Below are 16612 nucleotides of genomic sequence, written 5' to 3'. Positions count from 1 at the left end.
CCGTTCGGCGACCGTACCGGTCACCGAACGGCGCGGAGGGACGGCCGGCGGCCTCACCGGCCGCCGAAGACGGCCGGTGGCCGTACTGATCACTGAACAGCGCAGGGGACGGCCGATGGCCGTACCGATCGCTGACGGCGCGCCCCAGGCGGCCGATGGCCGTACCGGTCACCGGCGCGGGGGCGGGGCGGGGGCGGTCGGCGACCGTTGCACTCCAGAGCCCGTGGTGACGCCCGGCCGGGACGGCCGCCGGGTGAGGACGACCAGGGGCGGGCCGCCCGCCGGACAGGCCCTGAAGGGCCGGTGACCGGGCGGGCGGGCCTGCGGGCCGGTGACCTAGGCGTCGATGTGGTCGCGGTCGATCTCGGCCGCGCTGCCCACGATGAACTCCCGGCGCGGGGCCACGTCGCTGCCCATCAGGAGAGCGAAGATGCGCTCGGCCTCCTCGATGTCCTCGATCCTGACCCGGCGCAGAGTCCGGTGCCGGGGCTCCATGGTCGTCTCGGCCAGCTGGTCGGCGTCCATCTCACCCAGACCCTTGTAGCGCTGCACGGGGTCCTTCCAGCGCTTGCCGCGGCGCTCCAGGTCACGCAGGACCCGGTGCAGCTCGGCGTCGGAGTAGCAGTAGACGTATTTGCTCTGCCCGCGGCCGGGGTTGGTGACCTCGATCCGGTGCAGCGGCGGGACGGCGGCGAAGACGCGGCCGGCCTCGACCATCGGCTTCATGTAGCGATGGAACAGGGTCAGCAGCAGGCAGCGGATGTGCGCGCCGTCCACGTCGGCGTCGGCCATCAGGATGACCTTGCCGTAGCGGGCGGCCTCGATGTCGAACGAGCGGCCCGAGCCCGCGCCGATGACCTGGATGATCGCGGCACACTCGGCGTTCTTGAGCATGTCGGCGACGGACGCCTTCTGCACGTTCAGGATCTTGCCGCGGATCGGCAGCAGCGCCTGGAACTCCGAGTCGCGGGCGGCGCGGGCGGTGCCCAGCGCCGAGTCGCCCTCGACGATGAACAGCTCGCTGCGGTCCACGTCGTCGCTGCGGCAGTCGACCAGCTTGGCCGGGAGCGCCGAGTTCTCCAGGGCGGTCTTGCGCCGCTGGTTGTCGCGGTGCTCGCGGGCCGCGATGCGGGCCTTCGCGGCTGCGACGATCTTCTCCAGGGCTGCCCGGAGCTGCGGCTTGAGCACGCGCGAGGGGTTGGCGAACAGCTCCTTGAGCTCGCGGGAGACCACGTGGGCGACGATCCGGGAGGCCGCCGCGGTGCCCAAAACCTCCTTGGTCTGCCCCTCGAACTGCGGCTCGGGCACCCGGACGGTCACCACGCCGGTGAGGCCCTCCAGGATGTCCTCCCGGGTGACCGGGGCGTCGCCGTTCTTCAGCAGGCGGGTCTCGCGCAGCTGCTCGTTGAGGGTGCGGACCAGGGCGCGCTCGAAGCCGTTGACGTGGGTGCCGCCCTTGGGGGTGGCGATCACGTTGACGAAGGAGCGGACGGTGTTGTCGTAGCCCTTGCCCCAGCGCAGCGCGACGTCCACGGTGAGCTCGCGCTGGACCTCGGTGGGGGTCATATGCCCCAGGTCGTCGAGGACCGGCACGGTCTCGTGGAAGTGGCCGACGCCCTGCAGCCGCAGCACCTGGCAGACGGCCTCGTCGCGGGCGAGGAACTCGGTGAACTCCGAGATGCCCCCGTCGAAGTGGAACTCATCCTCGGTCACCTCCTCGCCGCGGCTGTCGCGCACGGCCAGGGTGAGGCCGGGGACCAGGAAGGCGGTCTGGCGGAGGCGGACGTGGATCTCGTCGAGGGAGACCTCGGCCTCAGGCAGGAAGATCTGGCGGTCGGCCCAGAAGCGGACGCGGGTGCCGGTCACCTTGCGGGTGAGCTTGCCGCCGTCGCGCAGGCCGGACTTCTTCTTGAACTTGGCGGTGGGCCCGTCGCCGTCGAAGACGCCGGGGACGCCCCTGCGGAAGCTCATCTCGTGGATCTGGCCGTCGCGGTCGACCTCGACGTCCAGCCGGGACGACAGGGCGTTGACCACGGAGGCGCCGACGCCGTGCAGGCCGCCGGAGGCGGCGTAGGAGCCGCCGCCGAACTTCCCGCCCGCGTGCAGCTTGGTGTAGACGAGCTCGACTCCGGCCAGGCCGCTCTTGGGCTCGATGTCCACCGGGATGCCGCGGCCGTTGTCACGGACCTCGATCGACCCGTCGGCGTGCAGCTCGACCTCGATGCGGGTGCAGTAACCGGCCAGGGCCTCGTCGACCCCGTTGTCCACGATCTCCCAGAGACAGTGCATGAGACCGCGACTGTCGGTGGACCCGATATACATGCCCGGGCGTTTGCGGACGGCTTCGAGACCCTCCAGAACCGACAGATGACGGGCTGTATAACCCGCCTCCACGCTAACTGCGGTCACACCCACTCCCACTCTGCTCGAACACGTGTGCGCAGCCTACCGTTCTTCCCGGCGCGGCGCGTACAAGCTTGCCATCAGGGTCCCAACAGCGTTACTTCCGGCGTGCCCGCCGTTACTTTCGGACACTTTCCGCTCTCGGCGTAGCGGGGGGTCGGTTGGGAACGTTCGCATCGGGTTAGATGTTCTCTCAAGTGACTGACGCCAGATCCTCCACACGGGGATGACCTGAAAGGCGATACGTGACTGGAACTCTCGCCCCCGCCAAGCAGCTGAAGGCCACGGACCGCTGTGACCGGTGTGGCGCCCAGGCCTACATCCGCGCAACCCTGCCCGTAGGTGGGGAGCTGCTCTTCTGCGCCCACCACGGGCGGCAGCACGTAGCTGTGCTCCGAGCCAAGGGCGCCGACATCCAGGACGAGTCGGCACGCCTCAGCGACACCCCTTCGACCGCGAACAATGACGAACGGTAGGAATCACCGGACCCGATAGTGATATCGGCCGGACACCGTGAAGCCCTGCTGCCCGTAGAGGGACCGGGCCGCGGTGTTCGACTCCACCACGACGAGATATGCCTTCCGCGCGCCCTGCTCCCACGCATGTGAGAGCAGGGCCCGCAGTATCTCCCGCCCATGTCCCCGGCGCCGGGCCTCCGGCGCCACGGCCATGCAGTAGATCCCGAACCACTCTCCCTGGACGACACCCCGCCCGACGGCCTGCCGTCCCAGTGAGGCGTATACGGCGGGCACGCCGGTGAGGATCCGTTCGGCTTTCGCCAGCCCCTCGTCACCGAACCTCCCGTCCACGCTCCACCAGGTGTCCAGCCACGCCTGTGAGGGCGCCGGCACGAGCTCGACCCCTCCCCCGGCCGGTACGGCGTGCGCCAGCGGCGCCGTCATGACCAGCGTGGGGTCCACCATCCGATAATCACGCGCCCGCAGCTCCGCGTCCAGCCCGCCGGACGCGCCCGCGCCCACGGAGAACACGCACGGCAGCCCCCGGTCGGCGTAGAACTTCTCCGCCTCGGCGACGGCCGCGCCCAGGTTCTGCGGCTCCCCGAGCGGCAGCACCGAGTTGGCCCGCTTGGTCACCCCGTCCGCGGCGCGCAGCACCCATCCGCCCACGTCCACCCGGTGGAACGCCGGCCAGGCCCGGTCGACGAGGCGGTCGAAAACGTCGTCGTTCATGGCCGGAGATCCTAGCTCCCCGCCCCCCGCACTACGCTCGGCGACTGTGTTGATTCTGCTACCACCGTCAGAGGGGAAGGCCGAGCTGGGCGACGGCCCCGCTCTCGACCTGTCCCGGCTGAGCTTCCCCTCCCTGAACTCCTCCAGGGAGGCCGTCGTGGAGGCGCTCACCGCGCTCTGCGACAGGCCCGAGGCGCCGGCCGTGCTCGGACTGTCGCCGGGACAGCTCGGCGAGCTCGACAAGGACCGCGCGCTGCGGACCGCGCCCACCCTGACGGCCGCCGAGCTCTACACCGGCGTCCTCTACGACAACCTGGGCCTGGCCTCGCTGTCGCCCGGGGCGGCCGGGCGGGCGGCGGAGAGCATTCTGATCTTCTCCGGGCTCTGGGGCCTGCTCCGGATAGACGACCGGGTGCCACCGTACCGCCTGGCCATGGGCGTGCGCCTGCCGCCGGTGGGTGGGCTGGGAGCCTACTGGCGCCGGGCTGTCACCCCGGTCCTGGACGCCCGGCCCGGCCTGGTGGTGGACCTGCGCTCCAGCAGCTACGCGGCGGCCTGGCAGCCCGGCGGCCGGGCGGCCGCGGTGCGGGTCTTCAGGGACGGCAAGGTCGTCACCCACATGGCCAAGGCCACCCGGGGCGTGGTCGCCCGCTCCCTGCTGGAGGCCGGCTGTGACCCCCAGACGCCGGAGGAGCTGGTCAAGATTCTGGACGACCTCGGCCACACCGTCACGCTCGACCCGCCCCCCACCGGCAGGCGGCCGTGGAACCTCGACATCACGGTGTGACCCGCGGCGCGGCCGCCGGTGCGGATCTCCTCCTCCGGCCGGAGGCCGGGCCGGCGCGCCGTCCCGAGGCCGGGGCAGCGGGCCGCCGCTCCGCCGCAACGCGACAGGGCCCGCGCCGTGTGGCGCGGGCCCTGTGCCGCGGAGTCTCAGTCGAGGTAGTCGCGCAGGACCTGGGACCGGGACGGGTGACGGAGCTTGGACATGGTCTTGGACTCGATCTGCCGGATGCGCTCGCGCGTCACCCCGTAGACCTTGCCGATCTCGTCCAGCGTCTTGGGCTGACCGTCGGTCAGGCCGAAGCGCATCGAGACCACGCCCGCCTCGCGCTCGGACAACGTGTCCAGAACGGAGTGGAGCTGCTCCTGCAGGAGCGTGAAGCTGACCGCGTCGGCCGGGACGATCGCCTCGGAGTCCTCGATGAGGTCACCGAACTCGCTGTCGCCCTCCTCACCCAGCGGGGTGTGCAGGGAGATCGGCTCACGGCCGTACTTCTGGACCTCGACGACCTTCTCAGGGGTCATGTCGAGCTCGCGGGCCAGCTCCTCGGGGGTCGGCTCGCGGCCCAGGTCCTGCAGCATCTGCCGCTGGACGCGGGCCAGCTTGTTGATCACTTCCACCATGTGGACCGGGATGCGGATGGTCCGCGCCTGGTCGGCCATGGCCCGGGTGATCGCCTGCCGGATCCACCACGTGGCGTAGGTGGAGAACTTGTAGCCCTTGGTGTAGTCGAACTTCTCGACCGCACGGATCAGACCCAGGTTCCCCTCCTGGATCAGGTCCAGGAAGAGCATGCCACGGCCGGTGTAGCGCTTGGCCAGCGAGACCACCAGACGGAGGTTGGCCTCCAGCAGGTGGTTCTTGGCCCGGCGCCCGTCTTCGGCGATCCATTCGAGTTCGGCGCGGACGTCCACCGGAAGCCTGTCGCCGTCGGTGCCCAGCTGCTCCTCGGCGAACAGGCCGGCCTCGATGCGCTTGGCGAGCTCGACCTCCTGCTCGGCGTTGAGCAGGGGGACCTTGCCGATCTGCTTGAGGTAGTCCTTGACCGGGTCGGCCGTGGCACCGGCGGCGGCGACCTGCGGCACGGGAGCGTCGTCGTCGTCGTCGGAGAGGATGAGGACCTCGTCCTCGTTCTGCTCGACGGCCCCGGCCTTCGGCTCCTCCTCGACCTCGACCTCGACCTCGGTCTCAGCCTCGATCTCGACCTCGACTTCGACCTCGAGGTCGAAGTCCTCGATCTCGACGTCGTCCTCGAGCTCGATGACCTCGTCGTCCTCGCCACCGGCCACCTTCGGCTTGGGCTCGGACTTGGCCGTGGGCGCGGGCGCCTCGGGTCCGGCCTTCTTCGGCGGACCGGGGATCGGTTTCTTGGCAGCCGGGGCGACCTTCTTGGCGGGAGCCGTCGGCTTCTTGGCCGCGGGCGCGGGCTCGGAGCCGCCGACGACCGCGGTGACGGTCTCCGGCTGCTCCTTGGCCGCCGCGGCGGTCTTGGTCTTCTTGACGGTGGCGGGAGCGGCAGGGGTGCGGCGCTTGTTCGAAGTCCGGGACTTCTTGGGGGCCGCGGAGTCCTCAGCGGTCAGCCGTACGGTGATGCCCTCTTTGCTGAGGCTACGCAGGATTCCAGCGACCTGCGCCATCGGGATGTCCGCTTCCTCGACGGCCTTGCGGACATCCTCGGACTCGAGGAACCCCTGCGAGCGCCCCCGCTCCATCAGCTGCTGAATGACGGGCTCGTTCAGCTCGGATGGCTTCGAGCGAGTCGAACTTGCAGGCGACACGAACACCTCTCGAAGGAAAGCGTGACGAGAATGGACCCAGATGCCCACTAGGGGCGACTACCTCTAGTTGTGATGATGAACGAGGCCGCGCGAACCGCGACGCACCTGTCCAGCATTGTGACACGACACCGTGATCCATACGGCCGCCTCCTGGCGGTTGCCCTCCACCCTAGGCCGACCAAGAGAGTAGTGCGTACGGAAGCGGGGCACCGATACCCGAAAGCAACCGTTATGACTGTTTCATTCAGTCACTCTTCGTGGCCGGAGGGACGTGGATCGCCAGCACCGTGACGTCATCATCCTGCTCATATCCTGACAGCATCCGATCAACGAGGAAATCCAGCAACATGTGCGGGCTTCCCACGACTTCGGGTGGCGCTTCGGTCACAACAGAGCAAAGTTCAGCAAGTCCGGCATCCAGCCCACGCTTCCGGTTCTCCACCAGACCGTCCGAATACAGGACGGCGGTGTGGCCGGGCGGGACGCAGAAGCGGAACTGCCTGCGGCTCGTCGGCCAGCCGAGCGGAGTGCCCGGCTCGCCCTCGCACAGCAGCGGCATGCCCTGCGGTGAGACCAGCAGGGGCGGCGGGTGGCCGGCCAGTGCCAGCGTGCCCTCTCCCGTGCCGGGCTCCACGACCATGTAGGCGAGGGTCGTGACCTGCTCTTCCTCCTCTGTGGCCTCGAAGACCCGGTCCAGGCCGGTGAGGACCGCCGCGGGCGGCGGGTTGGTCAGCGCCAGGGCCCGCATGGCGTTGCGGATGCGGCCCATGCCGGCCGCGGCCTTGACGCCCTTGCCCATGACGTCGCCGACCACCGCCGCGACCCGGCCGTCCTGCAGCACGAACGCGTCGTACCAGTCGCCGCCGACCTGCACGTGGCGGCTGCCCGAGCGGAAGCGCTGGGCCAGCACCAGGCCGCGCACCACCGGCAGGCGGTCGGGCAGGAGGCTGCGCTGGAGCGTCTCGGCGGTGCGGTGCTCGCGCTCGAACAGGGTGGCCCGCTCCACGGCCAGGGCGCACTGCCCGGCGAGCGCCTCCAGGAACACCCCGTCTTCCTGGGAGATCTTCTGTGGACGGGTGAAGGAGAAGCGCAGCGCGCCGAGCGCGCGTCCCGCGGCCAGCAGCGGCAGGCCCACCCAGGCCCGCTCGTCGCTGTGGGCGATGAAGCCGGTGACGGTCTCCTCGTCGCCGCCGGCGTCCACGAGCTGGGCGCGCAGGCTGTCGGGCGACTCGGCGAAGACCGGGCGGCGGCTGTTGACCGCCATGGTCATCACGCTGGAGTGCGACAGCGGGATCTCCTCGCCGGGCGCGCCGGGGACGTCCGGGATGCCGCCGCTGTTGACCAGCTTCAGCGCGGCCCGCTCGACGTCGAGCAGGGCCACGGCCGAACGGTCGGCCGCCAGCGCCGTACGGCCCACGTCGATGATGACCTGGACGACCTGTTCGACGGTGAGCGCCTCGGCGAGCTGCGCCGTGGCGCCCTGCAGCCGCGCCGTCCGCAGGGCGGCGGCGCCGAGCTGGTCGGTGAGCCTGCCCCGCATCTCCTCGGCCTCGCGCTGCGGGGTGACGTCGGTGTTGGCGCCCACCCACTCGACCACCCGGCCGTGCCGGATGATCGGCACCGCGCGCACCTCGAAGTGGCGGTAGCCGCTGGCCCGGGTGCGGACCCGGTAGTTCCACTCGAACATGGTCCGGCCGCGCAGGGCCTCGCGCCAGGCCTCCTCCGCGTGCGGGCGGTCGTCGGGGTGGACGGCCTCCAGCCATCCGTGGGCGAGGTATTCCTCCAGGCCCTGGCCGGTGATGGCGCGCCACTGCGGCGCGTCCTCCGCCACGGCCCCGGTGGGGGCGGTGATCCACACGAGCTGGGACTGGGCCTCGACCAGCGAGCGGTAGCGCTCCTCGCTGCGCCGCAGGTCCTCCTCGACCTGCCTGCTGTCGGTGATGTCCACGCCGACCAGGCAGACCGCGCGCAGCGCGCCCTTGTCGTCGTGGATCGGGGAGAAGGTCAGCGACCAGTGACGGGTCTGCCCGTCGGAGGTGCGCACCCGGATCCGCTGGTCGGACTCGACCCCGGTCCCCTCGACGACGCCGCGGACCGACCCCTCCACCAGCGCGGTGAGGTCGGCGGAGAGCAGCTCGCCCGGGGCCCGGCCGACCAGGCGCTCGACCGGCAGGCCGACCACGTCGGCGAAGACCTCGTCGACGCGCTGGAACCGGCCGTCGGGGTCGAAGAACGCGAAGGCGAACGGCGACTGCGACAACAGGCCCTGCAACAGGGCGGGGTCTGAGATGTCCACACCCGACTCCCGGGGACGGGGCACGGAGGTTTCGGCGCTCACGGTCGGCACCTCCGTCGCGTGCCAGGGTCTCCCACGAGGCACATCTCCAAACTTGCGAATTGGCGTAGCGCAGCTCCGGGGGACCGGATCCTGCAGTACATCATCAGCGATGGGTGCATGCGGACGGAAGCCCCGCCCATGATGCGGTCGGCGCATCCCGCGGAGCTCCCGGTTCCGAAGCCCGGGCCCCCCACGCTAACGCGCCGGATCCCCGGCCCGGGCACCACCCGACCGGCATCGCGCCGGAGCGGGACGGCGGTGCCGCCCCCCATCGCGTCCGCCCCCCTCCAGGGGTCGCCGCGACGGCCGCACCGCGGTGCGGGCGGCCCGCTCCCGGACGCTCCCGCCCGCTTCACGTCCTCGCCCTCGCCGACCTGCGCCGGCCTGGGCGTGACGCCGCCCCCACCGCCCTCCCGGGGCGTCAGCGTGATCATCGCTGACGCCTTCGAACGTATGCGGCCAGGACCCTAGCAGGATCAAGCCGGACCGTCCCGACAACTGCCCACCTCATCTCCTTCAGCGTCCCAAGCAAGATCAGGCTACTGACTGATTGGCGATTTGGCTGCCCCTTCGCGAACACTCGTTTACTCCCGGGTCGACAAATCGAGTCAGGGTTGGGGTCAGCTTCGCATGTCGCCCACTTAAGGGTTGACACTCGCGCGATAAGTTGTGGAATGAGAACGCACGTCCCCGCCGTCCATCCGGGGGATGCCCCCCGGGAAACCCGGAGGAATGCGACGCCCATGCCCGCACTCGCCATCCGCTTCACCGGCGGCACAACGACGTTCCAGGACCCGGTGAGCGCCCGTCTGGCCTCCGAGTTCCTCACCGTCCCCCTCGGCACCGTGGCACGGTGCGTGGCCGATGTGAGGGCCTGCGCCGAGCATCTGGGGGTCGACGCGACACCCGAGGTGATCGAGCGCGTGGCCCGCGAGCATCTGCTCGCCCGCGTGAACTCCGCGCCGCCACCGCGAAGTCCCCGGTAACATCGGGATCACCGGGCCGTGTTCCACGCACCGTCTGGCCCGGGAATGCGAGAAGGTTGGGACGTGAGCGAGCGGAGCGAGCGAGCCAATCAGCGCGGCGGCACTGGGCTCATACGGCCGACGGGAGAGACCGCTTGAGCCGGCGACACCGTCGAGACCCCAGGGAGAGCCAGTCCCCGGACGAGGTGTTCTCCGAGATGCTGCTCGCCGCTCGCGAACTGCTGGCCGTACGCAGCCCGCTGGACGCCGAGCTCATGGTCTCCGACATGGTCGGGGCCTGGTGGGGGCGGCGCCTGCGACGTGGTGACGCCGAGCAGGTCCTCGGCGAGGGGCTGGTCGACTACGCCGCCAAGGCCGGGTCCCCCGCCGCGCTGACCCTGTTGATCGCGCTGGCCTACCTCGGCACGGCCCGCCAGGCCGCCAAGGCCGAGGGCGCCGCGCTGGCGCTCATCGAGCGCGACGTGGCCAGGCCCCGCTGGGCCGACCGGCTGGGCGCGGTCAAGCCGGCCGGCTGCTACGTCTCCCGCGACGCCTACGGCGACCAGGACACCGTGGTGTGCACCTTCGCCTACCGCGGCGCCGACAGCGGCGAGGACCGGCACGCGCTGGTCGTGGTCGTCGACTACAACATGCGGGGGATCGCCCGCGACGCCTGGGTCTCCTCACACGTGGACAAGCTCCTGGAGCAGGCCGGGGCCGAGGCCGAGGCCAACCCGATGCTGAGGTTCGAGGAGATCGAGCCGCAGCAGGCCAGGGCGCTGCTGGAGTCGGCGATGAAGGCCACCGTGGAATACGGCGACCGCAGGACGACCGCGCCGGTCAGCGACAGCTACAGCGCCTACCACGCCTTCGCCCGGTCCCGGATCAAGGCCCTGCCGCCGGGCCGCAAGCGTCCGGCCCCGCTCCACAGCGAGGCCCCCTACAGCCGCGACCGCCGGGCGATGCTGGCGGCGGAGTTCCTCTCCTCGGACGCGGCCGAGCACCTGTCGGACCCGTCGGCGGCCTCGCGGTGCGCCGACCACATCATCGACTACGGCTGCGACCAGGACTTCGGCCGCCCACTGCGGGTGAGCCCGACCAAGTGCCAGACGTTCCTGCTCGACTGGCTGCCGCGCAAGGTCATGCTCAGCCCGGCCGAGCAGGAGGCCGTCCCCTACGTGCTGGGGGCCTGGGCACGCTTCGCCGCGCGCCGGACCGGCCTGGCCGAGGAGGGCCTGCGCGCCACGCTCGACGGGATCTGGGAGGCCACGGCCAGGTTCGCCGAGACCTACCGCGACCCGACCACCTTCGGCCTCGACCGCGACCTGCTGGACCGGCTGCTGCCGGACGGCGACCTGTCGGCGCTGGCCCGGCGGGTGTTCGCCTTCCCGTTCCTGCAGGGCACGCACGGCGAGATCAAGCTCGACCTGCTCAACCCGGCCGACGAGACCGACCGGCGGGTCCTGCTGGGCATCGACCACGGTGGCGAGCTCGACCGGCCCGACTACGACGAGCACCTCGCCTGGCACGAGGAGATCGCCGGCCGGCTCTGGGAGGGCGACCCGCCGCAGCTGTGGGAGGCCGCCCAGCGGCTGCTGGATCTCGGTCACGACCGGCACGACGTGCTGCACGTGCTGATCGAGATCGCCGAACGGATCGGTGACGACCCCGAGGAGCTGGCCATCGCCCTCGACGACATCGCCGACATTCCCGACGAGCCTCCGATGTAGGTGAGCCATGATGATCGACCTCAACGCCGACCTCGGCGAGGGCTTCGGAATCTGGCGGCTGGGCGACGACATGGCCCTGCTCGACCTGGTGACCAGCGCGAACATCGCCTGCGGGTTCCACGCCGGTGACCCGCTGACCATCCGCCGCACCTGCGCGGCGGCGGTGGACCGGGGCGTGGCGATCGGCGCCCAGGTCTCCTACCGGGACCTGGCCGGGTTCGGGCGGCGCGAGATGGAGGTGGACCCGGAGGAGCTCTGCGCCGAGGTGCTCTACCAGCTGGCGGCGGTGGACGGGATCGCCAGGGCGATGGGCGGCCGGGTCTCCTACGTCAAGCCGCACGGCGCGCTCTACAACCGGATCTGCCGCGACCCCGAGCAGGCCGACGCGGTCGTGGAGGCCGTGGCCGACTACGACCGCGGCCTGCCGGTGCTCACCCTGCCCGGTTCAGCCGTCCATGAGATCGCCGCCCGGGAGGGCGTCGCCACCGTCACCGAGGCCTTCGCCGACCGCGCCTACACCCCCTCGGGGGCCCTGGTCCCCCGCCGCTCACCCGGCGCGGTGCTGCACGACCCCGCCGAGGTCGCGGCCCGGGCGGTGCGCATGGCGACCGCCCACACGGTGACCGCGGTGGACGGCTCGCAGGTCCCGGTGGAGGCCCGCTCGATCTGCGTGCACGGCGACACCCCTGACGCCGTGCTGCTGGCGCGGGCCGTCCGTGACGGCCTGGCCGCGGCCGGGGTGACGCTGAAGGCGTTCACGTGAGGCAAAAGCGGTGACCGGCGGGCCCCTCCCCCGGCACGACCCGGGCGACGCCCGCCCCGCGCGAGCACCGGAGCGCCGTCCGCCGGCCGGCCCGGAGAGAGCACACCCCGGCGACGCCCGCCCCTCGGAGCCGCCGGAGCACCGCCCGGAGGGAGCGGGCGCGCCCCTCGGGGCGGAGGAGAGCTCCGGGGAAGGCGCCTCCGTCCCGGCGGAGACCCCCGCGGAGACTCCCGCCGAGGGAGTCCGGGGGCGCGGGGGGCCGATCCGCCGGGCCGGGGAGCACGCCCTGCTGGTGGAGACCGGGTCGCTGGAGGTCTCCCACCGGCTGGACGCCCTCCTGCGGGAGGGCCGGCCGGCCGGGGTGGTCGAGATCGTGCCCGGCCCGGCGACCGTTCTCGTCGTCGCACCGGGCGCCGACCTGTCCCGGCTCCGCTCCCACCTGTCCCTCCTGCTCGGTACGGCGCGCGAGGCCGGAGCCGGCTCCCCCGCCGCCCGGAGGACGGTGACGGTCCCGGTGGTCTACGACGGCGCCGACCTGGACGACGTGGCCGCCCTGAGCGGGCTGTCCGCCGGAGAGGTGGTCGAGCGACACACCCGGCGGGAGCTGGTGGTGGGCTGGCTCGGCTTCGCCCCGGGGTTCGCCTACCTCACCGGCCTGGACCCGGTGCTGCACGTGCCCCGGCTGTCCACCCCCCGGACCTCGGTGCCCGCCGGCTCCGTGGCGATCGCCGGCCCCTACTCGGCGGTCTACCCCTCGGCCTCGCCCGGGGGCTGGCGGCTGCTCGGGCACTCCCTCATGGCGGTGTGGGACGTGAGCGCCGACCCGCCCGCCGTACTGACCCCGGGCACGCGGGTGCGCTTCCGGGCGGTCACCGGCCCATGATCGAGGTCGTCGCGCCGGGACCGTACGCCACCGTGCAGGATCTCGGCCGTCCCGGCCACGGCCACCTCGGCGTGCCGCGCTCCGGCGCCGCCGACGCGCCGAGCCTGCGGCTGGCCAACCGGCTGGTCGGCAATCCGGAGGGCGCCGCCGGGATCGAGCTGACCTTCGGCGGCGCCCGGCTGCGCTTCACCGGCGGGGCCTGGGCCGCCGTCACCGGCGCCCCCTGCCCGCTGGAGCTGCGTCGGCCGGGCGGGATGGTCCGGCCGGGGATGGCCGCGCCGTTCTGGGTGCCGCCGGGCGGCGAGCTGCGGGTGGCGCTCCCCCCCACCGGCCTGCGGACCTACGTCGCGGTCCGGGGCGGCGTCGACGCGCCCGTCACCATGGGGAGCCGCTCGACCGACTCCCTGTCCGGCCTCGGCCCCGCTCCGCTCCGATCCGGCACGGTCCTGCCCGTGGGGCCGACCGGCGCCCTGCCCCCCATCACTGTGGACGCGGCGCCGACCCCCGCCGCCCGGCCCGATGTGCTGCGGGTCCTGCCGGGCCCCCGCGACGACTGGTTCGTCTCCGGGGCGCTGGCGGCCCTGTGCGCGCAGCCGTATCTGGTGAGCCAGGACAGCAACCGGGTCGGCGTGCGGCTGGAGGGCGCCCGCCTGGAGCGCGCCCGCGGCGGGGAGCTGCCCAGCGAGGGCATGGTCGCCGGCGCCCTCCAGGTGCCGCCCGACGGCCGGCCGATCGTCTTCCTCGCCGACCACCCACCGACGGGCGGCTATCCGGTGATCGCCGTCCTCGTCTCGGCCGACCTCGCCGGCGCCGCCCAGCTCCGCCCCGGCGACCGGGTCCGCTTCCGCCTCGGCCGGGAACGGGCCTGAGCACGCGGCCGGCGACGGGCTCAGGCCAGGAGTGCGGCGACCCGGCGGGTCTCGGCGGCCAGGGCGGCGGCGGGGACGTCCTCCAGGAGGTCGAGGGTGATCTCGCCGTTCTTCGCCTCCCAGACTCCGGCCACCCGGCCCTGGTGGACCACGACCGGAGAGATCCAGCCCGCGGCCCGGCTGACCTTGGGCCGGGCCTCCTTCGGCAGGAGGGCTTCGAGGTCGCGGGGGGCGCCGAGGATGTATTGGTCGAAGCCGGGCAGCAGGTGGACCCCGGTGGACGGCCGGGCCGTGACCAGGTCGTCGAGGTGCTCGGCGAGCACGACCATGGGGCGGCCCTCCACCTCGACCTCGGCGAGCTCGGGGGCGAGGTCGGCGAACCAGCCGCGCAGCATCGCCTTGCGCGCGGCGCCCCGGTAGAGCCAGGTGTCGAAGGTCTCGGGGGCGCCGGGACCGTGGGCACCGAGGAAGGACCGGACCAGGCGCACGCCGCCCTCCTCCGGCGAGAGCGGCTCCGCCGGCCAGCCGGGCACCCAGTCGCGGGGGCTGACGAAGGTCACCTTGCTCCCGCGCGGCGGGCCGTAGCAGAGCTCGCCGAGGAAGCTGAGCGGCTTGAGCAGGGCGCCCCAGCCGGAGGTGAGCGCCTCCTTGAGATGGGCGTCGCCGGTGACCTCGATGACCCCCTCCACCAGCTCCTCGCGGGTGAGCGTGCGGCCGTCGAGCGCCTTGGGGACCGCGTCGAGGATGGCGGCGACCTCGGCGGCGGTGACGCCGTGGCCACGCTGCCAGGACCCCTTGTCCCAGTTTCGGAAGGCGCCCAGGACGGCGGTGTAGGAGGCCAGCTCGTCGGCGGGGACCAGGTGCAGGGTGCCGCGCGCCGTCCAGGTCTTGACCAGGGTGCGCTCCTGCCACAGGGCCCGGTCGATCTCGCCGGGGCGGGGGGCGGCGTGCCGTACGGCCACCGCCAGCTCCGCCGAGGAGGCCACCTGGGCCTGCACCCCGGTGAGCCGCCGCACCACCGACACCGCGTCGGGCCCGGCCACCGGGTCGACGAACTGCCGTCCCAGCCGCCACGCCAGCACCTGGGGCCAGGTCACAGAGATAGCCATGGCCCATTTTCTACACCGTCGCCCTGACAGAGCGCATATCGGCCGTCCGGCGCCGGACGGCGTCAGCCCACGAAGCCGATGTCCTGGTATCTCAGGTCGTAGAAGCCGCGGGCGCCGTAGTTGGCGACGGTGTTCTTGACCGCGACGTTCTGCGGGCGCTGGTAGAGCGTCACCACGTTCACCGCCTCCCAGATCAGCCTGTCGGCGGCGTTGGTGTCGGCGATGGCCTGGGCGTCGTCGAGCTCGGCGGTCGCCTTGCCCATGGCGGCGTCGATCTGCGGGGAGCCGATCCGGCCGAGGTTGGCGTTCCACTGCGGCTGGCCCTTGGAGTCTTTGGTGGCGTTGGCGTACTGGCCGTAACCGCTGGAGATGGGGAAGGGCGTGCCCACGTAGCTGAAGGCGGTGATGTCGTAGTTGCCGGGGATGATGTATTTGGTGAAGTAGTCGTCGCTGGGCACCGCGTGGAGGGTGACCTTGACGCCGACCTGGGCCAGCATGTTCTGGACGAGCTCGGCCTCGGACTTGGTGAGCTGCAGGCCGGACGGCATGACGAAGCGCAGGGTCAGCTCCTTGCCGTCCTTCTTGCGGGTCTGGCCCTCCAGCCTCCAGCCGGCGGCGTCCAGGGCCCGCTTGGCCTTCTCGACGTCGTAGACGCCGACCGCGCCCGCGTTGTCCTGGTAGCCCTCCTGGGTGTTCATGAAGAAGTGGTTGTTCAGCAGGACGATCGGCCAGTCCAGGCCCTGCAGGTCGGACTGGGCGATGGCCTGGCGGTTGATGGCCGTCGCGACGGCCCGGCGGACGTTGACGTCGGAGAGCGCCGCGCTCTCGCCGTTCATCGTGATGTGCCGGAAGTCGGGTCCGGCCGCCTGCCGCACAACGGCGCCCGGGCTGCTCTTGGCCCGGGCGTAGTCGGGCGCGGACGGACCGACGTCGAAGGTGTCGAGCTCGCCGTTGCTGAAGGCGCCGACCAGCGCGTCGCTCTCCAGCGCCCGGTAGATGATCTGGTCCAGCTTGGCCCTGTCGCCCCACCAGGCGTCGTCCCTGACGACGGTGACGGTCTTGGCCGTCTGGTCGAACGAGACGAACTTGAACGGGCCCGCGGTCACCGGGATCTTGTTCAGCCATCCGCTGTTGAACCCGTCGGGGGTGGCGTTGGTGGACTTGGGATACAGCGGCCCGAACAGCGACTGCCAGTCACCGAAGGGCTTGGCGAAGGTGACGACGGCCTCGTAGTCGTCCGCGCCCCGCTCCACGCTCTCGATGTCCTTGTAACCCGTGACGCCCGCGACGCGGTAGTCGCCGTTCTTGCCGTTCATCGCCTGCCACTGGGCCCGGTAGTCCTCCCAGGTGATCGGCTTGCCGTCGGACCACTTCGCGCTCCGGTTGAGCTTCAGCCGGACGACCTGCTTGGGCTTGGTCTCGGTGACCTTCCCCTCCAGCAGGTAGTCGGGATTGGCGGAGATCTCCCCCTTCTCGTCGGAGCGGAAGGCCGAGGGCATGAGCGCGTCGATGACCTTCTTGACCATCGCCAGGTTGCCGTCGACGTGGTTGAGGTTCCAGTTGGTCGGATACTCGTTGAGGCCCCAGCGGAGCAGGCCCCCGTCGCGGACCCGGTCGCGGGGGACCGGGTTGATGTCGTAGGCCTTGACCGCCGAGGCGGAACCGGGCGACGACTCCCCTCCCGCGCCGCTCCGGCCGCCTTCTCCGCCCCCGTTCTGACTGCCGCAGCCGGCCAGAGTCAGCGAGCCGGCCACGCTCAGGGCGGCGGCGAACGCGCCCACGCGCCGGATTGATATCACG

Annotated in this window: 13 protein-coding genes; 7 read left to right on the top strand and 6 right to left on the bottom strand. The window is 72.0% G+C overall.

The genetic code is table 11. From position 1 onward, the window contains the following. Positions 1–336: 336 nt before the first annotated feature. Positions 337–2409 carry a DNA gyrase/topoisomerase IV subunit B gene (locus ACZ6R6_RS13405; RefSeq protein ID WP_470093045.1) on the bottom strand — a complete coding sequence of 691 codons (2073 nt, stop codon included), beginning with the start codon at positions 2407–2409 and terminating at the stop codon, positions 337–339. 239 nt (positions 2410–2648) lie between these two features. Between ACZ6R6_RS13405 and ACZ6R6_RS13400 the strand changes: the two genes are divergently transcribed. Continuing rightward, positions 2649–2879, top strand: coding sequence for a DUF7455 domain-containing protein (locus ACZ6R6_RS13400; protein WP_306866864.1), 231 nt, complete (start codon positions 2649–2651; stop codon positions 2877–2879). Between the two features lie 3 nt (positions 2880–2882). Here ACZ6R6_RS13400 and ACZ6R6_RS13395 read toward each other — a convergent pair whose 3' ends face one another. Beyond that, positions 2883–3593, bottom strand: coding sequence for a GNAT family N-acetyltransferase (locus ACZ6R6_RS13395; RefSeq protein WP_470093043.1), 711 nt, complete (start codon positions 3591–3593; stop codon positions 2883–2885). Between the two features lie 46 nt (positions 3594–3639). Here ACZ6R6_RS13395 and ACZ6R6_RS13390 point away from each other — a divergent pair, with 46 nt between their 5' ends. Beyond that, positions 3640–4380, top strand: coding sequence for a YaaA family protein (locus ACZ6R6_RS13390; protein ID WP_470093041.1), 741 nt, complete (start codon positions 3640–3642; stop codon positions 4378–4380). Positions 4381–4526: 146 nt separating this feature from the next. On the opposite strand, the gene ACZ6R6_RS13385 is transcribed toward ACZ6R6_RS13390, so the two are convergent. Both ACZ6R6_RS13385 and ACZ6R6_RS13380 read right to left on the bottom strand, forming a co-directional pair. Continuing rightward, positions 4527–6155 carry an RNA polymerase sigma factor gene (locus ACZ6R6_RS13385; RefSeq protein ID WP_470093039.1) on the bottom strand — a complete coding sequence of 543 codons (1629 nt, stop codon included), beginning with the start codon at positions 6153–6155 and terminating at the stop codon, positions 4527–4529. Between the two features lie 244 nt (positions 6156–6399). Further along, complete coding sequence (locus ACZ6R6_RS13380; protein WP_470093037.1) at positions 6400–8493, bottom strand: SpoIIE family protein phosphatase; 2094 nt, start codon at positions 8491–8493, stop codon at positions 6400–6402. Positions 8494–9236: 743 nt separating this feature from the next. On the opposite strand from ACZ6R6_RS13380, the gene ACZ6R6_RS13375 reads away from it, so the two are divergent. The 5 genes from ACZ6R6_RS13375 (at position 9237) to ACZ6R6_RS13355 (ending at position 13703) form a co-directional block, all read left to right on the top strand. Further along, positions 9237–9479 carry a hypothetical protein gene (locus tag ACZ6R6_RS13375; RefSeq protein ID WP_306866855.1) on the top strand — a complete coding sequence of 81 codons (243 nt, stop codon included), beginning with the start codon at positions 9237–9239 and terminating at the stop codon, positions 9477–9479. Between the two features lie 197 nt (positions 9480–9676). Further along, positions 9677–11188 (top strand): hypothetical protein, encoded by a 1512-nt coding sequence (locus tag ACZ6R6_RS13370; protein ID WP_470093215.1) that lies wholly within the window; start codon positions 9677–9679, stop codon positions 11186–11188. Between the two features lie 7 nt (positions 11189–11195). Then, positions 11196–11951 carry a LamB/YcsF family protein gene (locus ACZ6R6_RS13365; protein WP_470093035.1) on the top strand — a complete coding sequence of 252 codons (756 nt, stop codon included), beginning with the start codon at positions 11196–11198 and terminating at the stop codon, positions 11949–11951. A 10-nt stretch (positions 11952–11961) separates the two neighbouring features. Beyond that, positions 11962–12834, top strand: a complete 873-nt coding sequence (locus tag ACZ6R6_RS13360; RefSeq protein WP_470093033.1) for a 5-oxoprolinase subunit B family protein — start codon at positions 11962–11964, stop codon at positions 12832–12834. Further along, a complete protein-coding gene (locus ACZ6R6_RS13355) occupies positions 12831–13703 on the top strand; it encodes a 5-oxoprolinase subunit C family protein (protein ID WP_470093031.1) in 873 nt (290 codons plus the stop codon). The genes ACZ6R6_RS13360 and ACZ6R6_RS13355 overlap by 4 nt, the downstream gene beginning before the upstream one ends. 20 nt (positions 13704–13723) lie before the next feature. Here the strand turns inward: ACZ6R6_RS13355 and ACZ6R6_RS13350 are convergent, their stop codons facing one another. Both ACZ6R6_RS13350 and ACZ6R6_RS13345 read right to left on the bottom strand, forming a co-directional pair. Then, the gene (locus tag ACZ6R6_RS13350) at positions 13724–14812 is read right to left on the bottom strand and encodes a winged helix DNA-binding domain-containing protein (protein WP_470093029.1); all 1089 of its coding nucleotides are present in this window, start codon (positions 14810–14812) and stop codon (positions 13724–13726) included. 62 nt (positions 14813–14874) lie between these two features. Continuing rightward, positions 14875–16611, bottom strand: coding sequence for an ABC transporter family substrate-binding protein (locus tag ACZ6R6_RS13345; RefSeq protein ID WP_470093027.1), 1737 nt, complete (start codon positions 16609–16611; stop codon positions 14875–14877). Position 16612 lies beyond the last annotated feature (1 nt).

Source organism: Streptosporangium sp. NPDC048886, from assembly GCF_055586905.1.
Note: the sequence above shows the minus strand (reverse complement) of the source record. Positions and strands in the feature narration are given on the sequence as shown.